This is a genomic window from Paenarthrobacter sp. TAF1 (assembly GCF_052113825.1).
In the GTDB taxonomy this organism is placed as follows: Bacteria; Actinomycetota; Actinomycetes; order Actinomycetales; family Micrococcaceae; genus Arthrobacter; species Arthrobacter nicotinovorans.
Map to the genome: position 1 here is coordinate 53,031 of NZ_JBFRDO010000016.1, position 15,188 is coordinate 68,218.

14 protein-coding genes are annotated in these 15,188 nt (G+C 63.3%); 6 read left to right on the plus strand and 8 right to left on the minus strand.

What is annotated here, in order from left to right; translation table 11 throughout:
• The first annotated feature begins 50 nt into the window (after positions 1 to 50).
• From AB4Y81_RS17435 to AB4Y81_RS17445, 3 genes are read left to right on the plus strand one after another with little or no spacing between them, the layout of a single operon-like run.
• Positions 51 to 836: an alpha/beta hydrolase gene (locus AB4Y81_RS17435; protein WP_189075771.1), complete on the plus strand. Its 786-nt coding sequence runs from the start codon at positions 51 to 53 to the stop codon at positions 834 to 836.
• Positions 833 to 1,636 (plus strand): alpha/beta hydrolase, encoded by an 804-nt coding sequence (locus tag AB4Y81_RS17440; RefSeq protein ID WP_064723224.1) that lies wholly within the window; start codon positions 833 to 835, stop codon positions 1,634 to 1,636. The genes AB4Y81_RS17435 and AB4Y81_RS17440 overlap by 4 nt, the downstream gene beginning before the upstream one ends.
• Positions 1,623 to 2,150 carry a hypothetical protein gene (locus AB4Y81_RS17445; RefSeq protein ID WP_079582337.1) on the plus strand — a complete coding sequence of 176 codons (528 nt, stop codon included), beginning with the start codon at positions 1,623 to 1,625 and terminating at the stop codon, positions 2,148 to 2,150. The genes AB4Y81_RS17440 and AB4Y81_RS17445 overlap by 14 nt, the downstream gene beginning before the upstream one ends.
• 28 nt (positions 2,151 to 2,178) lie before the next feature.
• Here AB4Y81_RS17445 and AB4Y81_RS17450 read toward each other — a convergent pair whose 3' ends face one another.
• A complete protein-coding gene (locus AB4Y81_RS17450) occupies positions 2,179 to 3,237 on the minus strand; it encodes an ROK family protein (RefSeq protein WP_018779271.1) in 1,059 nt (352 codons plus the stop codon).
• Positions 3,238 to 3,423: 186 nt separating this feature from the next.
• Here AB4Y81_RS17450 and AB4Y81_RS17455 point away from each other — a divergent pair, with 186 nt between their 5' ends.
• On the plus strand, positions 3,424 to 5,238 hold the full coding sequence (locus tag AB4Y81_RS17455; RefSeq protein ID WP_018779270.1) for an AMP-dependent synthetase/ligase: 1,815 nt from the start codon (positions 3,424 to 3,426) through the stop codon (positions 5,236 to 5,238).
• Positions 5,239 to 5,336: 98 nt separating this feature from the next.
• On the opposite strand, the gene AB4Y81_RS17460 is transcribed toward AB4Y81_RS17455, so the two are convergent.
• Positions 5,337 to 8,732: a pyruvate carboxylase gene (locus AB4Y81_RS17460; RefSeq protein WP_189075747.1), complete on the minus strand. Its 3,396-nt coding sequence runs from the start codon at positions 8,730 to 8,732 to the stop codon at positions 5,337 to 5,339.
• Positions 8,733 to 9,035: 303 nt separating this feature from the next.
• Here AB4Y81_RS17460 and AB4Y81_RS17465 point away from each other — a divergent pair, with 303 nt between their 5' ends.
• Positions 9,036 to 9,845: a ParA family protein gene (locus AB4Y81_RS17465; RefSeq protein WP_018779267.1), complete on the plus strand. Its 810-nt coding sequence runs from the start codon at positions 9,036 to 9,038 to the stop codon at positions 9,843 to 9,845.
• Positions 9,846 to 9,938: 93 nt separating this feature from the next.
• On the opposite strand, the gene AB4Y81_RS17470 is transcribed toward AB4Y81_RS17465, so the two are convergent.
• The 5 genes from AB4Y81_RS17470 to gcvH form a co-directional block, all read right to left on the minus strand.
• Positions 9,939 to 10,532 carry a MerR family transcriptional regulator gene (locus AB4Y81_RS17470; RefSeq protein ID WP_018779266.1) on the minus strand — a complete coding sequence of 198 codons (594 nt, stop codon included), beginning with the start codon at positions 10,530 to 10,532 and terminating at the stop codon, positions 9,939 to 9,941.
• A gap of 235 nt (positions 10,533 to 10,767) precedes the next feature.
• Positions 10,768 to 11,271 carry a bifunctional nuclease family protein gene (locus tag AB4Y81_RS17475; protein ID WP_018779265.1) on the minus strand — a complete coding sequence of 168 codons (504 nt, stop codon included), beginning with the start codon at positions 11,269 to 11,271 and terminating at the stop codon, positions 10,768 to 10,770.
• Positions 11,271 to 11,987, minus strand: coding sequence for a transcriptional regulator FtsR (gene ftsR / locus AB4Y81_RS17480; protein ID WP_079582343.1), 717 nt, complete (start codon positions 11,985 to 11,987; stop codon positions 11,271 to 11,273). Before ftsR ends, AB4Y81_RS17475 begins: the two co-directional genes overlap by 1 nt.
• Positions 11,988 to 12,007: 20 nt before the next feature.
• Positions 12,008 to 12,484, minus strand: coding sequence for an FHA domain-containing protein (locus tag AB4Y81_RS17485; RefSeq protein WP_018779263.1), 477 nt, complete (start codon positions 12,482 to 12,484; stop codon positions 12,008 to 12,010).
• A gap of 138 nt (positions 12,485 to 12,622) precedes the next feature.
• Positions 12,623 to 13,009 (minus strand): glycine cleavage system protein GcvH, encoded by a 387-nt coding sequence (gene gcvH / locus AB4Y81_RS17490; protein ID WP_441996350.1) that lies wholly within the window; start codon positions 13,007 to 13,009, stop codon positions 12,623 to 12,625.
• A gap of 117 nt (positions 13,010 to 13,126) precedes the next feature.
• Here gcvH and AB4Y81_RS17495 point away from each other — a divergent pair, with 117 nt between their 5' ends.
• Positions 13,127 to 13,714 carry a hypothetical protein gene (locus AB4Y81_RS17495; protein WP_189075748.1) on the plus strand — a complete coding sequence of 196 codons (588 nt, stop codon included), beginning with the start codon at positions 13,127 to 13,129 and terminating at the stop codon, positions 13,712 to 13,714.
• Between the two features lie 95 nt (positions 13,715 to 13,809).
• Here AB4Y81_RS17495 and AB4Y81_RS17500 read toward each other — a convergent pair whose 3' ends face one another.
• Positions 13,810 to 15,018, minus strand: a complete 1,209-nt coding sequence (locus AB4Y81_RS17500; RefSeq protein ID WP_055977822.1) for an MFS transporter — start codon at positions 15,016 to 15,018, stop codon at positions 13,810 to 13,812.
• Positions 15,019 to 15,188: the final 170 nt, after the last annotated feature.

The window sequence follows — 15,188 nt, forward strand, 5'->3', positions numbered from 1 at the left end:
GCAACCCTACTCCAGTGTGAAATGTCCGGAACAATGACACGATGGAACGCATGACGGAACGCAAACCACCAGCCGCGGCCGCTTTCCACTACGCCGGACATGGGCCGAACGCCTCCACCGGCGTAGCGATCTGCCACGGATTTACCGGCAGCCCGTTGAGCATGCTGCCATGGGCTGAATATCTGGCCGCGCAAGGCTTCGCTGTCACGGTCCCCCTGCTTCCAGGACACGGGACAAGTTGGCATGACCTGGCCACAACCCGCTGGCAGGACTGGTACCGGGCCTTTGAAAAGAGCTACATGGACCTCGCTGCCACAACGGAAACGTGTTTCGTGGCGGGGCTGTCCATGGGTGGGGCTGTAGCCCTCCGTCTGGCGTCCCTCCACGATGTTCCGGGCGTCGTGCTGGTCAATCCGGGTTTGAGCTTCTATGACCGCCGCGTGAAGTACGTGGGCGCGTTGAAATACGTCATGCGCACCACGGATCCCATCGTGGAGGATTCCCCGGCACCTGAGCTCATCGAAGACAGTGACTACTCCAAGACACCCTTGAAGTCCGTGCACGAGCTCAAGAAGCTGTTCCGGTCCGCGACCCGGGGATTGACCCAGGTGAAGGCGCCGGCATTGGTCTTCAAATCGTCGGTGGATGGGGTCATTCCGCCCAGCTCGGTGGATACGATCCGCAGGCACATCGACTCGGCGCGCCTGAAAGTTGTGACCCTCCCGCACAGCGGGCACGTGGCCACCCTGGACGTTGACGCCCCCACCATTTTTGAAGAATCAGCAGCATTTTTCCGCCGGCACGCCAATCACAGAGTAGCCTCGGAGTCATCATGAAGATGACCCCGGATTTCTCACCGTTCCTCAGCAGCTGGAGCGGAACTGGACCGCGCGTCGGCGTGGTCATGTCCCACGGCTTCACCGGGAGCCCGCACAGCGTGCGGCCCTGGGCTGAGCATTTGGCCGCTGCCGGCTATGCCGTCCGCCTGCCGTTGCTGCCGGGCCACGGCACTACCTGGCAGGATATGGCGAAGCGATCCTGGCAGGAATGGCACAGGGCAGTGGATGATGCCTACCTTGAACTGGCTGCGGAGTGCGACTACGTCTTCGCCGCGGGCTTGTCCATGGGCGGCACCCTGGCATTGCGAATAGCAGCCACGCGGCCCGTCGCGGGGACTGTGGTGGTCAATCCCGGCCTCGTCCTGGACGATCCACGTGCCGTGATCGTCGCCGCACTCAAGTACGTGGTGAAGACGACGCCGGCCATCGCCAACGACATCCTCAAACCGGACCAGGACGAAGGTGCGTATGCACGCACCCCTGTTGCCGCGGCCCATCAGTTGAAGAAGATGTACAAGGACACGGCCGCGATCCTGCCACGCATCAGCGCCCCGGTGCGCGTCTACCGGTCAACAGTGGACAACGTCATATCGAACGCCAGCCTGGAATTTCTCCGCTCCCGCGTGAACGCTCCGGTTGACATCAGCTATCTTCACAACAGCCACCACGTGGCCACCCTCGATAACGACGCACCGGAAATCTTCTCCGGTACGGTCGATTTCATTCAACAGACACTTGCCGCCTTGGCCGGACAGGGGCCATCTCCCGATAAGGACGCAGCCCATGAACAGGCCTGATCCCAACTCCGCCGACCAAAGCGCCAATAAAGACGACGACGCGGTCTGGCAGGACCTCGTGGCCCGGCTTGAGGCAACCAGGTCCACGCCTGATGAACAAGAACCGGAGCCCACCGCCGGCCCCGGCGAGGCTCCGGCGGGTCCAGCCAGGTCTTTCCGGGATTTCGATCCCCTCGGCCTTTCCACCCCCGCTGCAGTGCCGGCCGCTGATCCCATGGCCGGAGAGGGTCAGGGGCGTGCGCCGGGACCGCGTGACTTTGAGGTGGACGACGACGACGAGTCGTTCGTCCCGGAAGAACCGCCGAGCCTGGCAGGTACCGAACCGCTGACCATGCTGGCCTGGGTAGGCGCTGTGGGCGGACCCATCGCGCTGCTCTTCACTGCCATGTTCTGGCGATCAGCGCCGCTGGCAGCCATCCTCGGAATCGTCGCCGCGTTTGTGGTCTCGGTGGTTTTCCTCATCATGAGGCTTCCGCAGGAGAAGAACGAGGACGACGACGGCGCCCGCATCTAGGTGCCGACGCTCCAGGTCCCGCTGACGCTTAGCTGTGCGTCCGGCCGCTGACCCGTGAGAGGTCGGCAGCGCCAATCATGCCGGCACGTGGGCCCAGGGCGGCAAGTTCAATCCTGGCCATGGGCCGGAAGCCACGCCCTGTGAGGTTCTTGGCAAAAGAGTCACGGGCAGGACCAGCCAAAAGGTCTCCGGCGTCGCAGAGTCCACCACCGATGACAAACATTCCCGGGTCCAGGGCAGCTGCAAGGTTGGCCAGGCCCAGGCCAAGCCAGTCGCCCTGGTCCGCCAGCAACTCCCGGGACGTAGCGTCCCCGGCCAGGGCGAGGGCGGTGACGACCGCCCCCGTGATGTTGTCGGCGGTACCTCCGGCGCGATCCAGCAAGGCCCGGCCTTCGGGCGAATTTGTCCTCACCAGCTGGCGGGCTTCACGTCCCAGCGCGTTGCCCGAAGCGTATTGTTCCCAGCACCCTCGGTTCCCGCATTCGCATCGGTGGCCGCCGGGAAAAATGATCTGGTGACCGAATTCGCCGGCGACACCGTAGCGGCCCCGTTCCACCCGGCCGTCCATCACCATGGCACCGCCAATGCCAGTACCAAGGGTGATGCACACAAGCCGGCTCTCTCCTTGACCGGCCCCGAAGCGCCATTCCGCCCATGCTGCGGCATCGGCGTCGTTGGTGAGCAGGACCGGGCGCCTGAGCAGTTTCTGCAGGCTGGCCCTGAGCGGTTCGTTACGCCAGGCGAGGTGCGGGCTGAAAAGCACCGTGCCGCCGTCGAGGTCCATCCAACCGGCTGCGCCTATCCCCACGGAGGCCACCCTGTGCCCAGCACTGAGTTCGTCCACGAGTTCCACAATGGTCTGTTCAACTGCCCGTGGATCGGCGCCCGGGGTGGACCGGCGCGCCTCGGCGAGGACCCTGCCGTCGGCGTCCACCACACCGGCGGCAACTTTGGTGCCCCCGATATCGATTCCGATGGCCAGTCCCCTGCGGCCCAAGTGGCTTCGCCGAGCGGCCCAGGGGACGTCCTTCCAGGCAGCGGCCGGGGGCCTGGAGTTTACGCGGGTGCTGGACCGAAATGCGGGCATCCCATCATCCTATTCCGCCATCGGGCACGCCCCCGCATCGCCGGGTCCAGAAGTCCCCGAGTTGCTTGAAATGGGGCCTGATCCGTAAAGTTACTCGCCAGTAGGTGAAATAGAACACACCTCCGCGAGCGGGCATACTAGAGTGGAAGAAGCCCCTCGTGGCCCGTGGATATCAAAGGAGCTACCGTGCGTGAAATCAGTGTTCCTCCCCTCGTGAACATCTCCCCTGAAACCAACATCACGGACCTCGTGCTTCGGGAGGCGGGAAAGGCGTCCAATCCCCCGCTGTTCTCCAAGCTGGATGCCAGCGGGCAGTGGGCGGACATCCGCGCCACCGACTTCCTCGCTGACGTCCGGGCTCTGGCCAAGGGCCTCATCGCCAGCGGCGTAGGACAGGGTGACCGTGTAGGCATCATGTCCCGGACACGCTACGAGTGGTCGCTGGTGGACTTCGCGATCTGGTTCGCCGGGGCCGTCTCCGTCCCGATCTACGAAACGTCGTCGCCGTCGCAGGTGGCATGGAACCTTGGTGACTCAGGCGCAGTAGCCGCCTTCGGCGAGTCAGCCCACCATGAGGACATCATCCGCCAGGCCGTCGTCGCGGAGGACATCACGTCCGTTGCCAACGTCTGGCAACTCGAAGGCGCCGGCCTCGATGCCCTGCGCACTGCGGGAGCGGGAGTTCCCGACGACGAACTCGAGTCGCGGCGGTCCGCGGCAGGCCTGCGGGACATCGCCACCATCATCTACACCTCCGGAACCACGGGCAGGCCGAAGGGCTGCGAACTGACCCACGGAAACTTCGTGGAACTTTCCGAGAATGCCCGCGCCTCGTTGCCGGAAATCATCAACGAATCCGGCAAGACCATCATGTTCCTGCCATTGGCCCACGTTTTTGCCCGCTTTATCTCTGTGCTGGCCGTGGCCGGCGGCGTCAAGGTTGCCCACACCCCGGACATCAAGAATCTGCTGGGCGACCTCCAGAGCTTCCAGCCGACGTTCATCCTCGCCGTGCCCCGCGTGTTCGAGAAGGTATACAACTCGGCGCTCACGAAGGCCGAAGACGGTGGCAAGGGCGCCATCTTCCACCGGGCGGTAGACACCGCGATCGCCTATTCCAAGGCGCGCCAGGACGGGAACCTTGGCCTGGGGCTGAAGATCAAGCATGCCGTGTTCGACAAGCTGGTCTACGGAAAGCTCCGGGCGGCGATGGGTGGCCACGTGGCCCACGCGGTATCCGGTGGCGGGCCGCTCGGCGAACGCCTGGGCCATTTCTTCCAGGGCATCGGCCTGCAGATCCTCGAAGGGTACGGGCTGACCGAGACTACGGCTCCGATCTCCGTCAACACTCCATCCATGATCCGGATCGGCTCGGTGGGCGCTCCCCTTCCGGGGAACGCAGTGAAGATCGCGGACGACGGCGAGATTCTCGCCAAGGGCGTCTGCGTGATGCGCGGCTACTACAAACGACCTGACCTCACGGAAGAGACCTTCACAGCCGACGGATGGTTCCGAACCGGCGACATCGGAGAGCTGGACAGCAACGGCTTCCTGAAGATCACTGGCCGCAAGAAGGAGATCATCGTCACCGCAGGCGGCAAGAACGTGGTCCCTGCGCTGTTGGAGGACCAGATCCGCGCAGACGCCTTGGTGTCCCAGGTCCTGGTGGTTGGTGACAACCGTCCTTTCATCGGCGCGCTGGTGACCCTGGACGAGGAAGCCCTGCCCGGCTGGCTCGAACGCCACGGACTTCCGGCCGGCACGACTTTGGCCGAGGCCACCGAAAACGCCGTGGTCAAGGCTGCGGTGCAGGAGCTGATCAGCAAGGCGAACCAGTCCGTCTCCCAGGCAGAGGCCATCAAGGCCTTCCGTGTGGTTCCGGCTGACTTCACCGAGGCCTCCGGTCACCTGACACCGTCGTTGAAGGTCAAGCGCGCGCAGGTCATGAAGGACTTTGACGCCGTGATCGAGGAAATGTACTCGGCTCCCCGCGCCTCCTAGACCGCCTTCCGGCCAAACAGCCGGACAGCACACAGCAAAAAGCAAAAAAGTACCCCGCCCGGATGACTCCGGGCGGGGTACTTTTTCGTGGCCGCTAGCTAGCTGATGACCAGCAGCAGATCGCCACCCTGCACCTGCTCCACCGCTGAGATGGCCAGGCGCGAAACCGTGCCGGCCACCGGCGTCGTAATGGATGCCTCCATCTTCATCGCCTCAATGGTGGCCACAGTGTCACCGGCCTTCACGGCATCGCCGGCCTTGACCGTAACGGTCACGGCACCGGCGAACGGTGCTGCAACCTGTCCGGGCTGGGCTGGGTCGGCCTTTTCTGCAGCCTTGACGTTGCTGACCACGGAGCGGTCGCGGACGACCACGGGCCGGGACTGGCCGTTGAGCGTGCACATGACCGTGCGCATGCCCTTCTCGTCGGCTTCGGAAACGGCTTCGAGCTGCGCAATGAGGCGGACGCCCTTTTCCAGTTCGATGACGTGCTCGGAGCCCTGCTGGAAACCGTAGAGGTAGTCACGGGTGTCGAGAACGGAAAGGTTGCCGTAGGTGTCCACGCTCTTCAGGTAGTCCTTGGTGGGACCAGCGAACAGCAGGCGGTTCAGCGTGTGCTGGCGCGTCTTGGAGTCGCCCTTGAGGGCTGCGCTGTCTTCCGGGCTGATATCGACGTCGCGGACCTTCACGCTGCGGCCCTGGAGGGCCTTGGTGCGGAAGGGTTCGGGCCAGCCACCGGGAGGATCACCAAGTTCACCGGACAGGAAGCCGATGACGGAATCCGGAATGTCGTAGTTCTGCGGGTTCTCGTTGAAGTCCGCCGGGTCTGCGTTCAGTCCCACCAGGTGCAGGGCGAGATCGCCCACGACCTTGGAGGACGGTGTCACCTTGACGAGGCGGCCGAGGATACGGTCTGCCGCGGTGTACATGTCCTCGATCGCTTCGAACCGCTCCCCCAGTCCCAGGGCAATGGCCTGCTGGCGCAGATTGGACAGCTGGCCGCCCGGGATCTCGTGCTGGTAGACACGGCCGGTCGGGCCCGGGAGGCCGGATTCGAAGGGTGCGTAAACGCGTCGCACAGCTTCCCAGTACGGTTCCATGGCGCCGACGTTGGCCAGGCTGAGGCCGGTGTCACGGGGAGTGTTGGCCAAAGCGGCAACCAACGCGGAGGCAGCAGGCTGGCTGGTGGTACCGGCCAGGGAAGCCGCGGCGACATCCACCGCATCCACGCCGGCGTCGACAGCTGCCAGCAGGGTGGCCAGCTGGCCGCCGGCGGTGTCGTGCGTGTGCAGGTGCACGGGCAGGTCGAAGCGCTCACGGAGTGCGGTAACGAGCTTGGCCGCGGCGGCCGGGCGAAGGAGCCCGGCCATGTCCTTGATGGCGAGGATGTGCGCACCGGCGTCGACGATCTTCTGGGCCAGGTCCAGGTAGTAGTCCAGCGTGTACAGGTCCTCGTTGGGATCCAGGAGGTTGCCGGTGTAACACATGGCCACTTCCGCTACAGCTGTTCCCGTGGCCCGGACCGCCCGGATGGCCGGAGCCATCTGGTTGACGTCATTGAGGGCGTCGAAGATCCTGAAGATATCGATGCCCGTAGCGGCGGCTTCCTCGACGAAAGCTTCCGTCACTTCTTCCGGGTAGGGCGTGTACCCGACGGTGTTTCGTCCGCGAAGCAGCATCTGGAGGCAGGTGTTCGGAAGGGCCTGGCGCAGTGCGGCCAAGCGGTCCCAGGGATCCTCGCCCAGGAACCGTAGGGCGACGTCGTACGTCGCGCCACCCCATGCCTCCACTGAAAGCAGCTCAGGCATCAAAGCTGTCACGGCCGGACCGGCCGCGACCAGATCGCGGGTGCGGACCCGTGTGGCAAGGAGCGACTGGTGGGCGTCACGGAACGTGGTGTCCGTGACCGCCACAGCGTTCTGCTCGCGCAGAGCCTTGGCGAAGCCCTCCGGACCGAGCTCGATCAGCTTCTGCCGCGAACCCGACATCGGAACAGGACCGTCGACGGCGGGCAGCTTGCTTGCGGGATCGCTGTGGACCTTGAGTTCGCCGTTCGGCTTGTTGACAGTCACCTCAGCCAACCAGGTGAGCAGCTTGGTGCCACGGTCGGCGGAGATGTGCGACTTCAACAGTTCAGGACGCTTGTCGATGAAATCCGTCGCCACATTGCCGGCGTTGAAGTCCGGATCGGCCAGGACGGCCTGCAGGAACGGGATGTTGGTGGACACGCCACGGATACGGAACTCGGCGAGTCCGCGCCGGGCGCGGGCAACAGCAGCCGGGTAGTCGCGGCCGCGGCAGGTCAGCTTCACCAGCATGGAGTCAAAGTGGGGGCTGATTTCGGCACCCGAGTAGACCGTGCCGCCGTCGAGCCTTACACCGGCGCCACCGGCTGAACGGTAGCCGGTGATCTTTCCGACGTCAGGCCGGAAGCCGTTGGCGGGGTCTTCAGTGGTGATACGGCACTGCAGGGCAGCGCCCTTGATGGAGACGGTTTCCTGGCTCAATCCCAGATCCGCCAGGGTCTCCCCCGACGCAATGCGCATCTGCGCCTGCACGAGGTCGACGTCGGTGATTTCCTCCGTGACGGTGTGCTCCACCTGGATGCGGGGGTTCATTTCGATGAAGACGTGCTGTCCCGCACGCTCGCCTTCGGTGTCCACCAGGAACTCGACCGTTCCGGCGTTGACGTAGTTCAGTGCTTTGGCGAACGCCACGGCATCGCGGTACAGCGCCTGGCGGATGTTCTCATCCAGGTTCGGTGCCGGGGCGATTTCAACGACCTTCTGGTGGCGGCGCTGCAGGGAACAGTCACGCTCGAAGAGGTGCATGACGTTGCCCTCGGCGTCAGCCAGGATCTGTACTTCGATGTGGCGCGGGCGCAGTACGGCCTGCTCAAGGAACATCGTGGGATCACCAAAGGCCGCGTCGGCCTCGCGCATGGCAGACTGCAGTGCTTCGGGGAGGGCCTCGCGCGTCTCAACGCGACGCATGCCGCGACCGCCACCTCCGGCAACAGCCTTGGCGAAGATGGGGAATCCGATCTCGTCGGCTGCCGCAATAAGTTCGTCAAGATCCTTGGAAGGCTTGCTCGACTTCAGGACGGGCACACCGGCCTTGCGGGCGGCTTCCAGGGCTGCGACCTTGTTGCCGGCCAGTTCCAGGACCTCGGCGGGCGGGCCCACGAAGGTGATGCCCGCAGCTTTGGCCGCTCGCGCGAGATCCGGGTTCTCCGAAAGGAAGCCATAGCCGGGGTAGATGGCGTCTGCCCCGGCTTCCTTGGCGACGCGGACAACCTCCTCGACGTCCAGGTAGGCGCGGACGGGGTGACCCACCTCGCCGATCAGGTAAGCTTCGTCGGCTTTCTGACGGTGGATCGAGTTACGGTCCTCGTGCGGAAAGACGGCTACGGTCTTGGCGCCCAGTTCATAACCAGCGCGAAACGCCCTGATCGCGATTTCGCCGCGATTGGCCACCAGAATTTTCGAAAACATACTTCTCCTGCATCATTGCGGGTGGATCGGTCGGTGGTCACAGTGTGTAGTGCCGCCAGCATCAAACACAAATCTTTGTGGCAACCATCACAAAGGAATCGTCATGTGGGCTGTATATGCGTGCGCGCGATCCAACGGCATGCTATTGCCAACTGCGATCTCCCTTGGCCGGGCGCGTAGAAAGCGGGATTCGATGCCGAAGCACCATATGATGTTGAGGGGGCTTCGGCAAGCCCCGGCTCCGGTGATTCCGGAGGCGAATGAGCGCGATACGGCAACCGGCGTTAGGTTTTGGGTTTTCAAGTGCAAGTAGTCAGCATCAGCAGCCTCAAAGGTGGAGTGGGAAAGACGTCCGTGACCACCGGTCTGGCGTCCGCGGCCCTCGCTGCCGGCATATCCACCCTGGTGGTGGATCTCGATCCCCATGCCGACGCCACGACGGCACTTGGTGTCCAGCCCGGCGGCCAGCAGGACATCGGTCGGATGCTGAAAAGCCCTCGGCGTGCCAGGCTCCAGGACAACGTCGCCGGCAGCAGCTGGGTCTCCAACGGCTCCAGCAACGGCACCCTGGACGTCGCAGTAGGCTCAGCGTTCACTGGAATCTACGACCGCCCCGACCTCGGCCGCCGCGACCTCCGCAGGCTGTCCACGGTTCTGGCCGGCACCACCAACTACGAGTTGGTACTGGTCGACTGCCCGCCGTCCCTGAATGGATTGACCCGCATGGCCTGGAGCGCCAGTGACCGCGTGGTGCTCGTGGCCGAGCCCGGGCTGTTTTCCGTAGCGGGCACCGAACGAACCATGAGGGCCATTCAGCTGTTCCGCCAGGAATTCGCCCCCAATCTGGCCCCGGCAGGTATCGTGGCCAACCGCGTGCGCAGCGGATCCGCCGAGCACACCTTCCGCTTGGCCGAAATGGAGTCCATGTTCGGAGAGCTGCTGTTGACTCCGCACATTCCGGAACAAGCCAATTGGCAGCAGATCCAGGGTGCGGCGCATTCCGTCCACCACTGGCCGGGAGATTCTGCGAAGAATGCCGCAAAACTTTTCGATGCCCTGCTAGAGAGTCTTCTTGAGGGGCAGGGTTCCACCAGGGAACGCCGCCAACGCTGACGGGCACGGGGCTCCGTCAGTGGCCCCGGTCTGCACAACAAGAAAGCCTCTTCCCTGTGGGAAGAGGCTTTCTTCATGTCCTTTGTCGGTTGCCTAGCCTATGCGGCGGGCAACGCGGCGCTTGCTCAGTTCGTCGTCGGGAAAGGATTGCTCGACGGCGTGCTCGCTCGGCAGCGCGGCCAAGCTGCCCTCAACTTCCCGCCATACGCGGCCAACGGCTATGCCGAAGACTCCTTGGCCACCCTGCACCAGGTCGATGACCTCATCTGCGGAGGTACATTCGTAAACACTGGCACCATCGCTCATGAGGGTGATCTGCGCGAGGTCCTCCACACCACGTTCGCGGAGGTGTTCCACCGCGGTCCTGATCTGCTGGAGTGATACGCCGGTGTCAAGAAGTCGCTTGACCACTTTGAGAACCAGGATGTCGCGGAATCCGTAGAGCCGCTGTGATCCGGAGCCGGCAGCTCCACGGACAGCAGGTTCAACGAGTCCTGTGCGTGCCCAGTAGTCCAGTTGGCGGTAGGTGATACCTGCCGCCTTGCATGCGGTGGGGCCGCGGTATCCCGCGTCCTCGTCCAGCACGGGAAGATCCTCGGTGAAGAGCAGACCTTGGGCGCCGGATGCGGGCGCAGCAATGCCGGCAGAGGACTGCTTCAGCTCGCCTGCTTCGCCTTTCGGACTCACGTGACCTCCTTGTTCTCAGCTCCCTTGGGGACGGTGCATACCCCTGACACAACAACAAAATGCAGCAGTGTAATTCCCACAAGTCGGCACCTTCCAGTGTGACTTGCGCGGGCAGTGTATGCAACGGGAACTTGATACTTCGACGTTAGGCCCGTGAAGCGCCGAGGTCAAAGACCTCGGGCCCAAAATCCAGTCGTGTCGAAACTTTCACCCTCAACTTTAGGTTGAGGGTGTTTCAACCTTCGAAATCTTCAGGTTCCACATCGTCGAGGAACTCGCGGAACCGGCGCATTTCTCGTTCTTCGTCCACCGTGGGATCCGGCTCCGAATCCTCGCCTTCATCGTGCTCGGTGATCCGGACACCCGCTTCTTCCATGACGGCGTCAGCGCACCAGATGCGGCACTTGGCCCGCAAAGCCAGGGCGAGGGCGTCCGAGGCGCGGGAACTGACCACCGTGCCGTCGTCGAACTGCAGCTGGCCATAGAAGATGTTGTCCTCGACCGCCACGATGTTCACGCTGATGATTGTGTGACCCAGCGATTCCACGACATCGATCAGGAGATCATGCGTCATGGGCCGGGGCGGGACCACGCCCTGCTGGGCGAGGGCGATGGCACTGGCTTCCGGCGTGCCGATCCAGATTGGCACATGCCGTTCACCGTTGAGTTCGCGAAGGAGCACCAATGGCTGGTTGGACGGCAATTCGATCCGCACACCGACAATTTCGACTTCGATCATCAGCTGTCCATCCGGGAGATTCGGTCGTGGACGAGGGCCCGGTGGAGGGTGAGGCACAGCTCGCTGATCTCGCGTGCCGCTTCTGCGGCCCTTGCCTGGGATGCTGCGTCGCGCCGTGAGGTCAACGGCGCGACGGCCCTTTCAACCAAGCCGAACTCCCGCTCGGCTGCAGCCTGGAAGGGACGAAGGTGCCGGGGCTCAAGGCCGTGGCCCTCCAATTGAACGCAAGCCCTGGCCACCTGGAGGGCATGTTCGTCGAACTTGCCACCGACATGGGAGATCAAGCCAAAGCTCAGGAGCGCTTCCAGCAGCGGCACGCTGGCGCCGGACTCGGCACGCAATTGCTCCTCCGTGAGGGCCCGGGCTCGTCCTTGCATCTCCGCCGCCATTTCCGGCGAGACAACCCTCGGGGAGACAGTGACCCCCGGAGGAAGATTCTCCGGCCGTTCACCGCGGTCGATGGCGTCGAGGTAGTCCTTGATGACCTTGAGCGGCAGGTACTGGTCACGCTGCAGGGCAAGGACGAAGCGCAGGCGCTCCACGTCGCTGTCCGAATACTGCCTGTATCCGGCAGGAGTCCTCTTCGGATTGATGAGGCCCTTTTCCTCCAGGAAGCGGATCTTGGACGCAGTCATTCCAGGGAAGTCATCGCTCAATTGGGCGAGGACTTCCCCGATGTTCAGGACCTGCGGCCCGCGACGGTCCGGCTGGGCAATAGCCACAGGCAGGTTCCCCGTCAGACTTGGCCTGCTGAGCGGACAGGGCTGATGTAGTAGGTCAACCGGAACTTACCGATCTGGACCTCGTTGCCGCTCTTGAGCTGCACGCGGTCAACGCGGTCGTGGTTGACATACGTACCGTTGAGGCTGCCCATGTCCACGAGCTCGAATCCCGACGCAGTGCGGATGAACTGCACGTGCTTGCGGGACACCGTGACATCGTCAAGGAAAATGTCCGCGTCAGGGTGCCGGCCGGCAGTTGTGGTGTCCGCGTCCAGCAGGAACCGGGCTCCGGCGTTGGGTCCGCTGTGCGCAATGAGCAAGGCCGAATTCGGCGGAAGAGCATCCACGGATGCACGCTCTTCAGGAGCCAACTTGGGGGCAATGCTCGGCTCGTCCCACGTTGGCGTGATGCTGATCGAGGTGGTCTCCGACGTCGGCTGTTCCTCCGCGCCGTTCCCGACATTGGCTTGATTCTGTTCGCCGCCAACCATGGAATTTCCTCCTCATCCGCTGACAGTTCCAAACCCTGCCAGCAACTTCCGCATCCCGGTACCGCCGGGCAAATCGGTTCCTGGCCCGCCCTTCCATTTCCCCTGTAATGGGAAAACAGCCTGGCGGGCCAGATAACTTTAGCCTACCTGTTGTTCGTACTCCGATGCACTGAGCAGGGAATCCACTGCGTCAGGTTCTGCGAGCTTTACTTCAATGAGCCAACCTTCGCCGTACGGGTCGGAGTTAATCAGTGCGGGATCCGTATCCAACGCGTCATTGCGATTGGTGACCTCGCCGGAAACCGGAGCATAGATGTCGCTGACGCTCTTGGTGGATTCGACTTCCCCAACAACTTCATTGCCGGTGATTTTTGTCCCCGGCTCCGGCATCTGGGCGTAGACCACGTCGCCCAGCGCGTCCTGGGCGAAGTCGGTAATGCCAATGCGCACAACGCCGTCGGCATCCGGAGCGGTGACCMACTCGTGTTCTGCAGTGTAGGAAAGTTCTTCAGGAATATTGCTCACGGGTGGCCTTTCATCGGGACAATGACGAACCTCGGCGACGGCCTGCGCAGCTGGCCGCCGCTGAAAGTATAGGCACAATTCCCCTGCGCCTGATGGGGTCTCTGCCATGATTGACCCATGACTGAACAAGCACAAGTACCAGCCGGGAAAAAGAGCAACCTGGGCGCCAAAATAATCCTGGTCCTTGTGTTTTTGCTGGTTGCCGTGGCCGCCTGGTTCATTCTTGGGGCAATTCTTCCCAGATGGTGGTCCGATGTCATCGCAGGACAAATCAGGCGTGACCTTGGTGCCAGCGTGCTGGTCGGCATGTTCTACGGCTTCGTATTTACCTTCATTCCTTTGCTGGTCGCCTGGCAGGCCACCAGGAAAGCCGTAAGCTGGCCCTGGAAAACAGCCATCGTCCTGCTGGCAGTTGCCATCGCAACTCCCAATCTGCTCACTGCCGGAATCGTCTTTGGCTCCACGGAATCAGCCCACGCCGGCCAGAGGACCCTCAGCGTGGATGCAGGCTTCTTCACCACCTGGACAGCCATCTCCGCCGTTGCCGCGGTAGTTGTCTTTATTGCGGTGACGGTCATGTGGTCGATCTGGCGGCGCCGGGGCAAACAGATGAAGGCCCTGAAGCAGGCGGAGAACGAACGCATCAAGGCTGCCGGGAACCGGAACGCCGAACCGGAACCGCAGAACCCCACGCCCACCCCGTAAGAGCCGAAAATGCCCGCCACGGACTTTCCGTGGCGGGCATTTTCCTGCCTGCGTCAGACGTGACGCTCCAGGCGTCGGGATCCAGGCCTCATGACTTAGGCGACGATGGCCCCATCAGGTTCGCGTTCGACGTCGGGAGTTGCCGTCGGTGCGGCCCCTCCCCCGCGCTTGGCGGCCGCAGCGGCAGCAATCATGACCAGCAGGGCAGCAACCGTGATCCCTGCGCCCGCCCAGATGGGCGAGGTGTAGCCGAGACCGGCGGTGATGGTGACGCCGCCCAGCCATGCGCCCAGCGCGTTGCCCAGGTTGAAGGCACCAATGTTCGCACCCGATGCCAGCGTTGGTGCCGTGGAGGCGAAGTGCATCACGCGCATCTGGAGGCCTGGAACGGTTGCGAAGCCGAATCCGCCCATCAGGGCCAGGGACACCAGGGTTGCAATGCTGCTGGCAGCCGTCAGGGCGAAGAAGACCAGAACCACCACAAGTCCGGCGAGGATCACGATGAGTGACTTGTCCAAGGCCTTATCGGCAGCCTTGCCGCCGAGGAAGTTGCCGACGAACAGTCCTCCACCGAACAGCACCAGCAGCCATGGGACGGCGCCCGGCTCAAATCCGGAGACCTCGGTGAGGGTAAAGGCAATGTAGGTGAAGGCGCCGAACATGCCGCCGAAGCCGAGGATGGTCACGATGATCGACAGCCACACCTGGCCGGATGCGAAGGCGCCCAGTTCGCGGCGTAGGCCCTTTGTGGGTTCCGTGCCGGCCTTGGGGACCATGAAGGCGACGCCGAGCAGCGCCACTACGCCGATCACGGTGATAGCCCAGAACGTTGAACGCCAGCCGAAGTTCTGGCCCAGCAATGTCCCGAAGGGAACACCCAGGACGTTGGCCGCCGTCAGGCCGGTGAACATGATCGCGATGGCGCCGGCCTTCTTGTGCGCCGGCACGAGGCTTGCGGCCACCACTGAGCCGATACCGAAGAAGGCCCCGTGGCACAGTGCGGCCACGATACGTCCGAGCAGCATGGCCGAGTAGGTGTCGGCGATCGCGGAGAGGAAATTGCCTGCGATAAAGAGCACGAGCAGGCCCATGAGTACAGGTTTGCGGGGCAGCCGGGTCACAGCGGCAGTCACCAGCAGGGCACCGACAGTGACGCTGAGGGCGTAACCGGAGATGAACCAACCGGCCGAAGCCTCGCTGACGTCGAAGTCGGCGGCAACCTCGGGCAAGAGGCCCATGATCACGAATTCGGTCAGTCCGATGCCGAATCCGCCGAGGGCAAGGGCAATCAACCCTGCGGGCATGTGGAACTCCTTAGATGGCCGGTCCCCTGGGAAGTGGAAGTGCGCCGCCGGGAACCGTAGAATAATAGTTGCAGACGCTCTATATATAGTTGCATACGCTAGGTACTTGCGCAAGCAACTACTTTCGAACGTCCGCGATCGACTCAACATCAAGGCAGGAGCACAGCAGA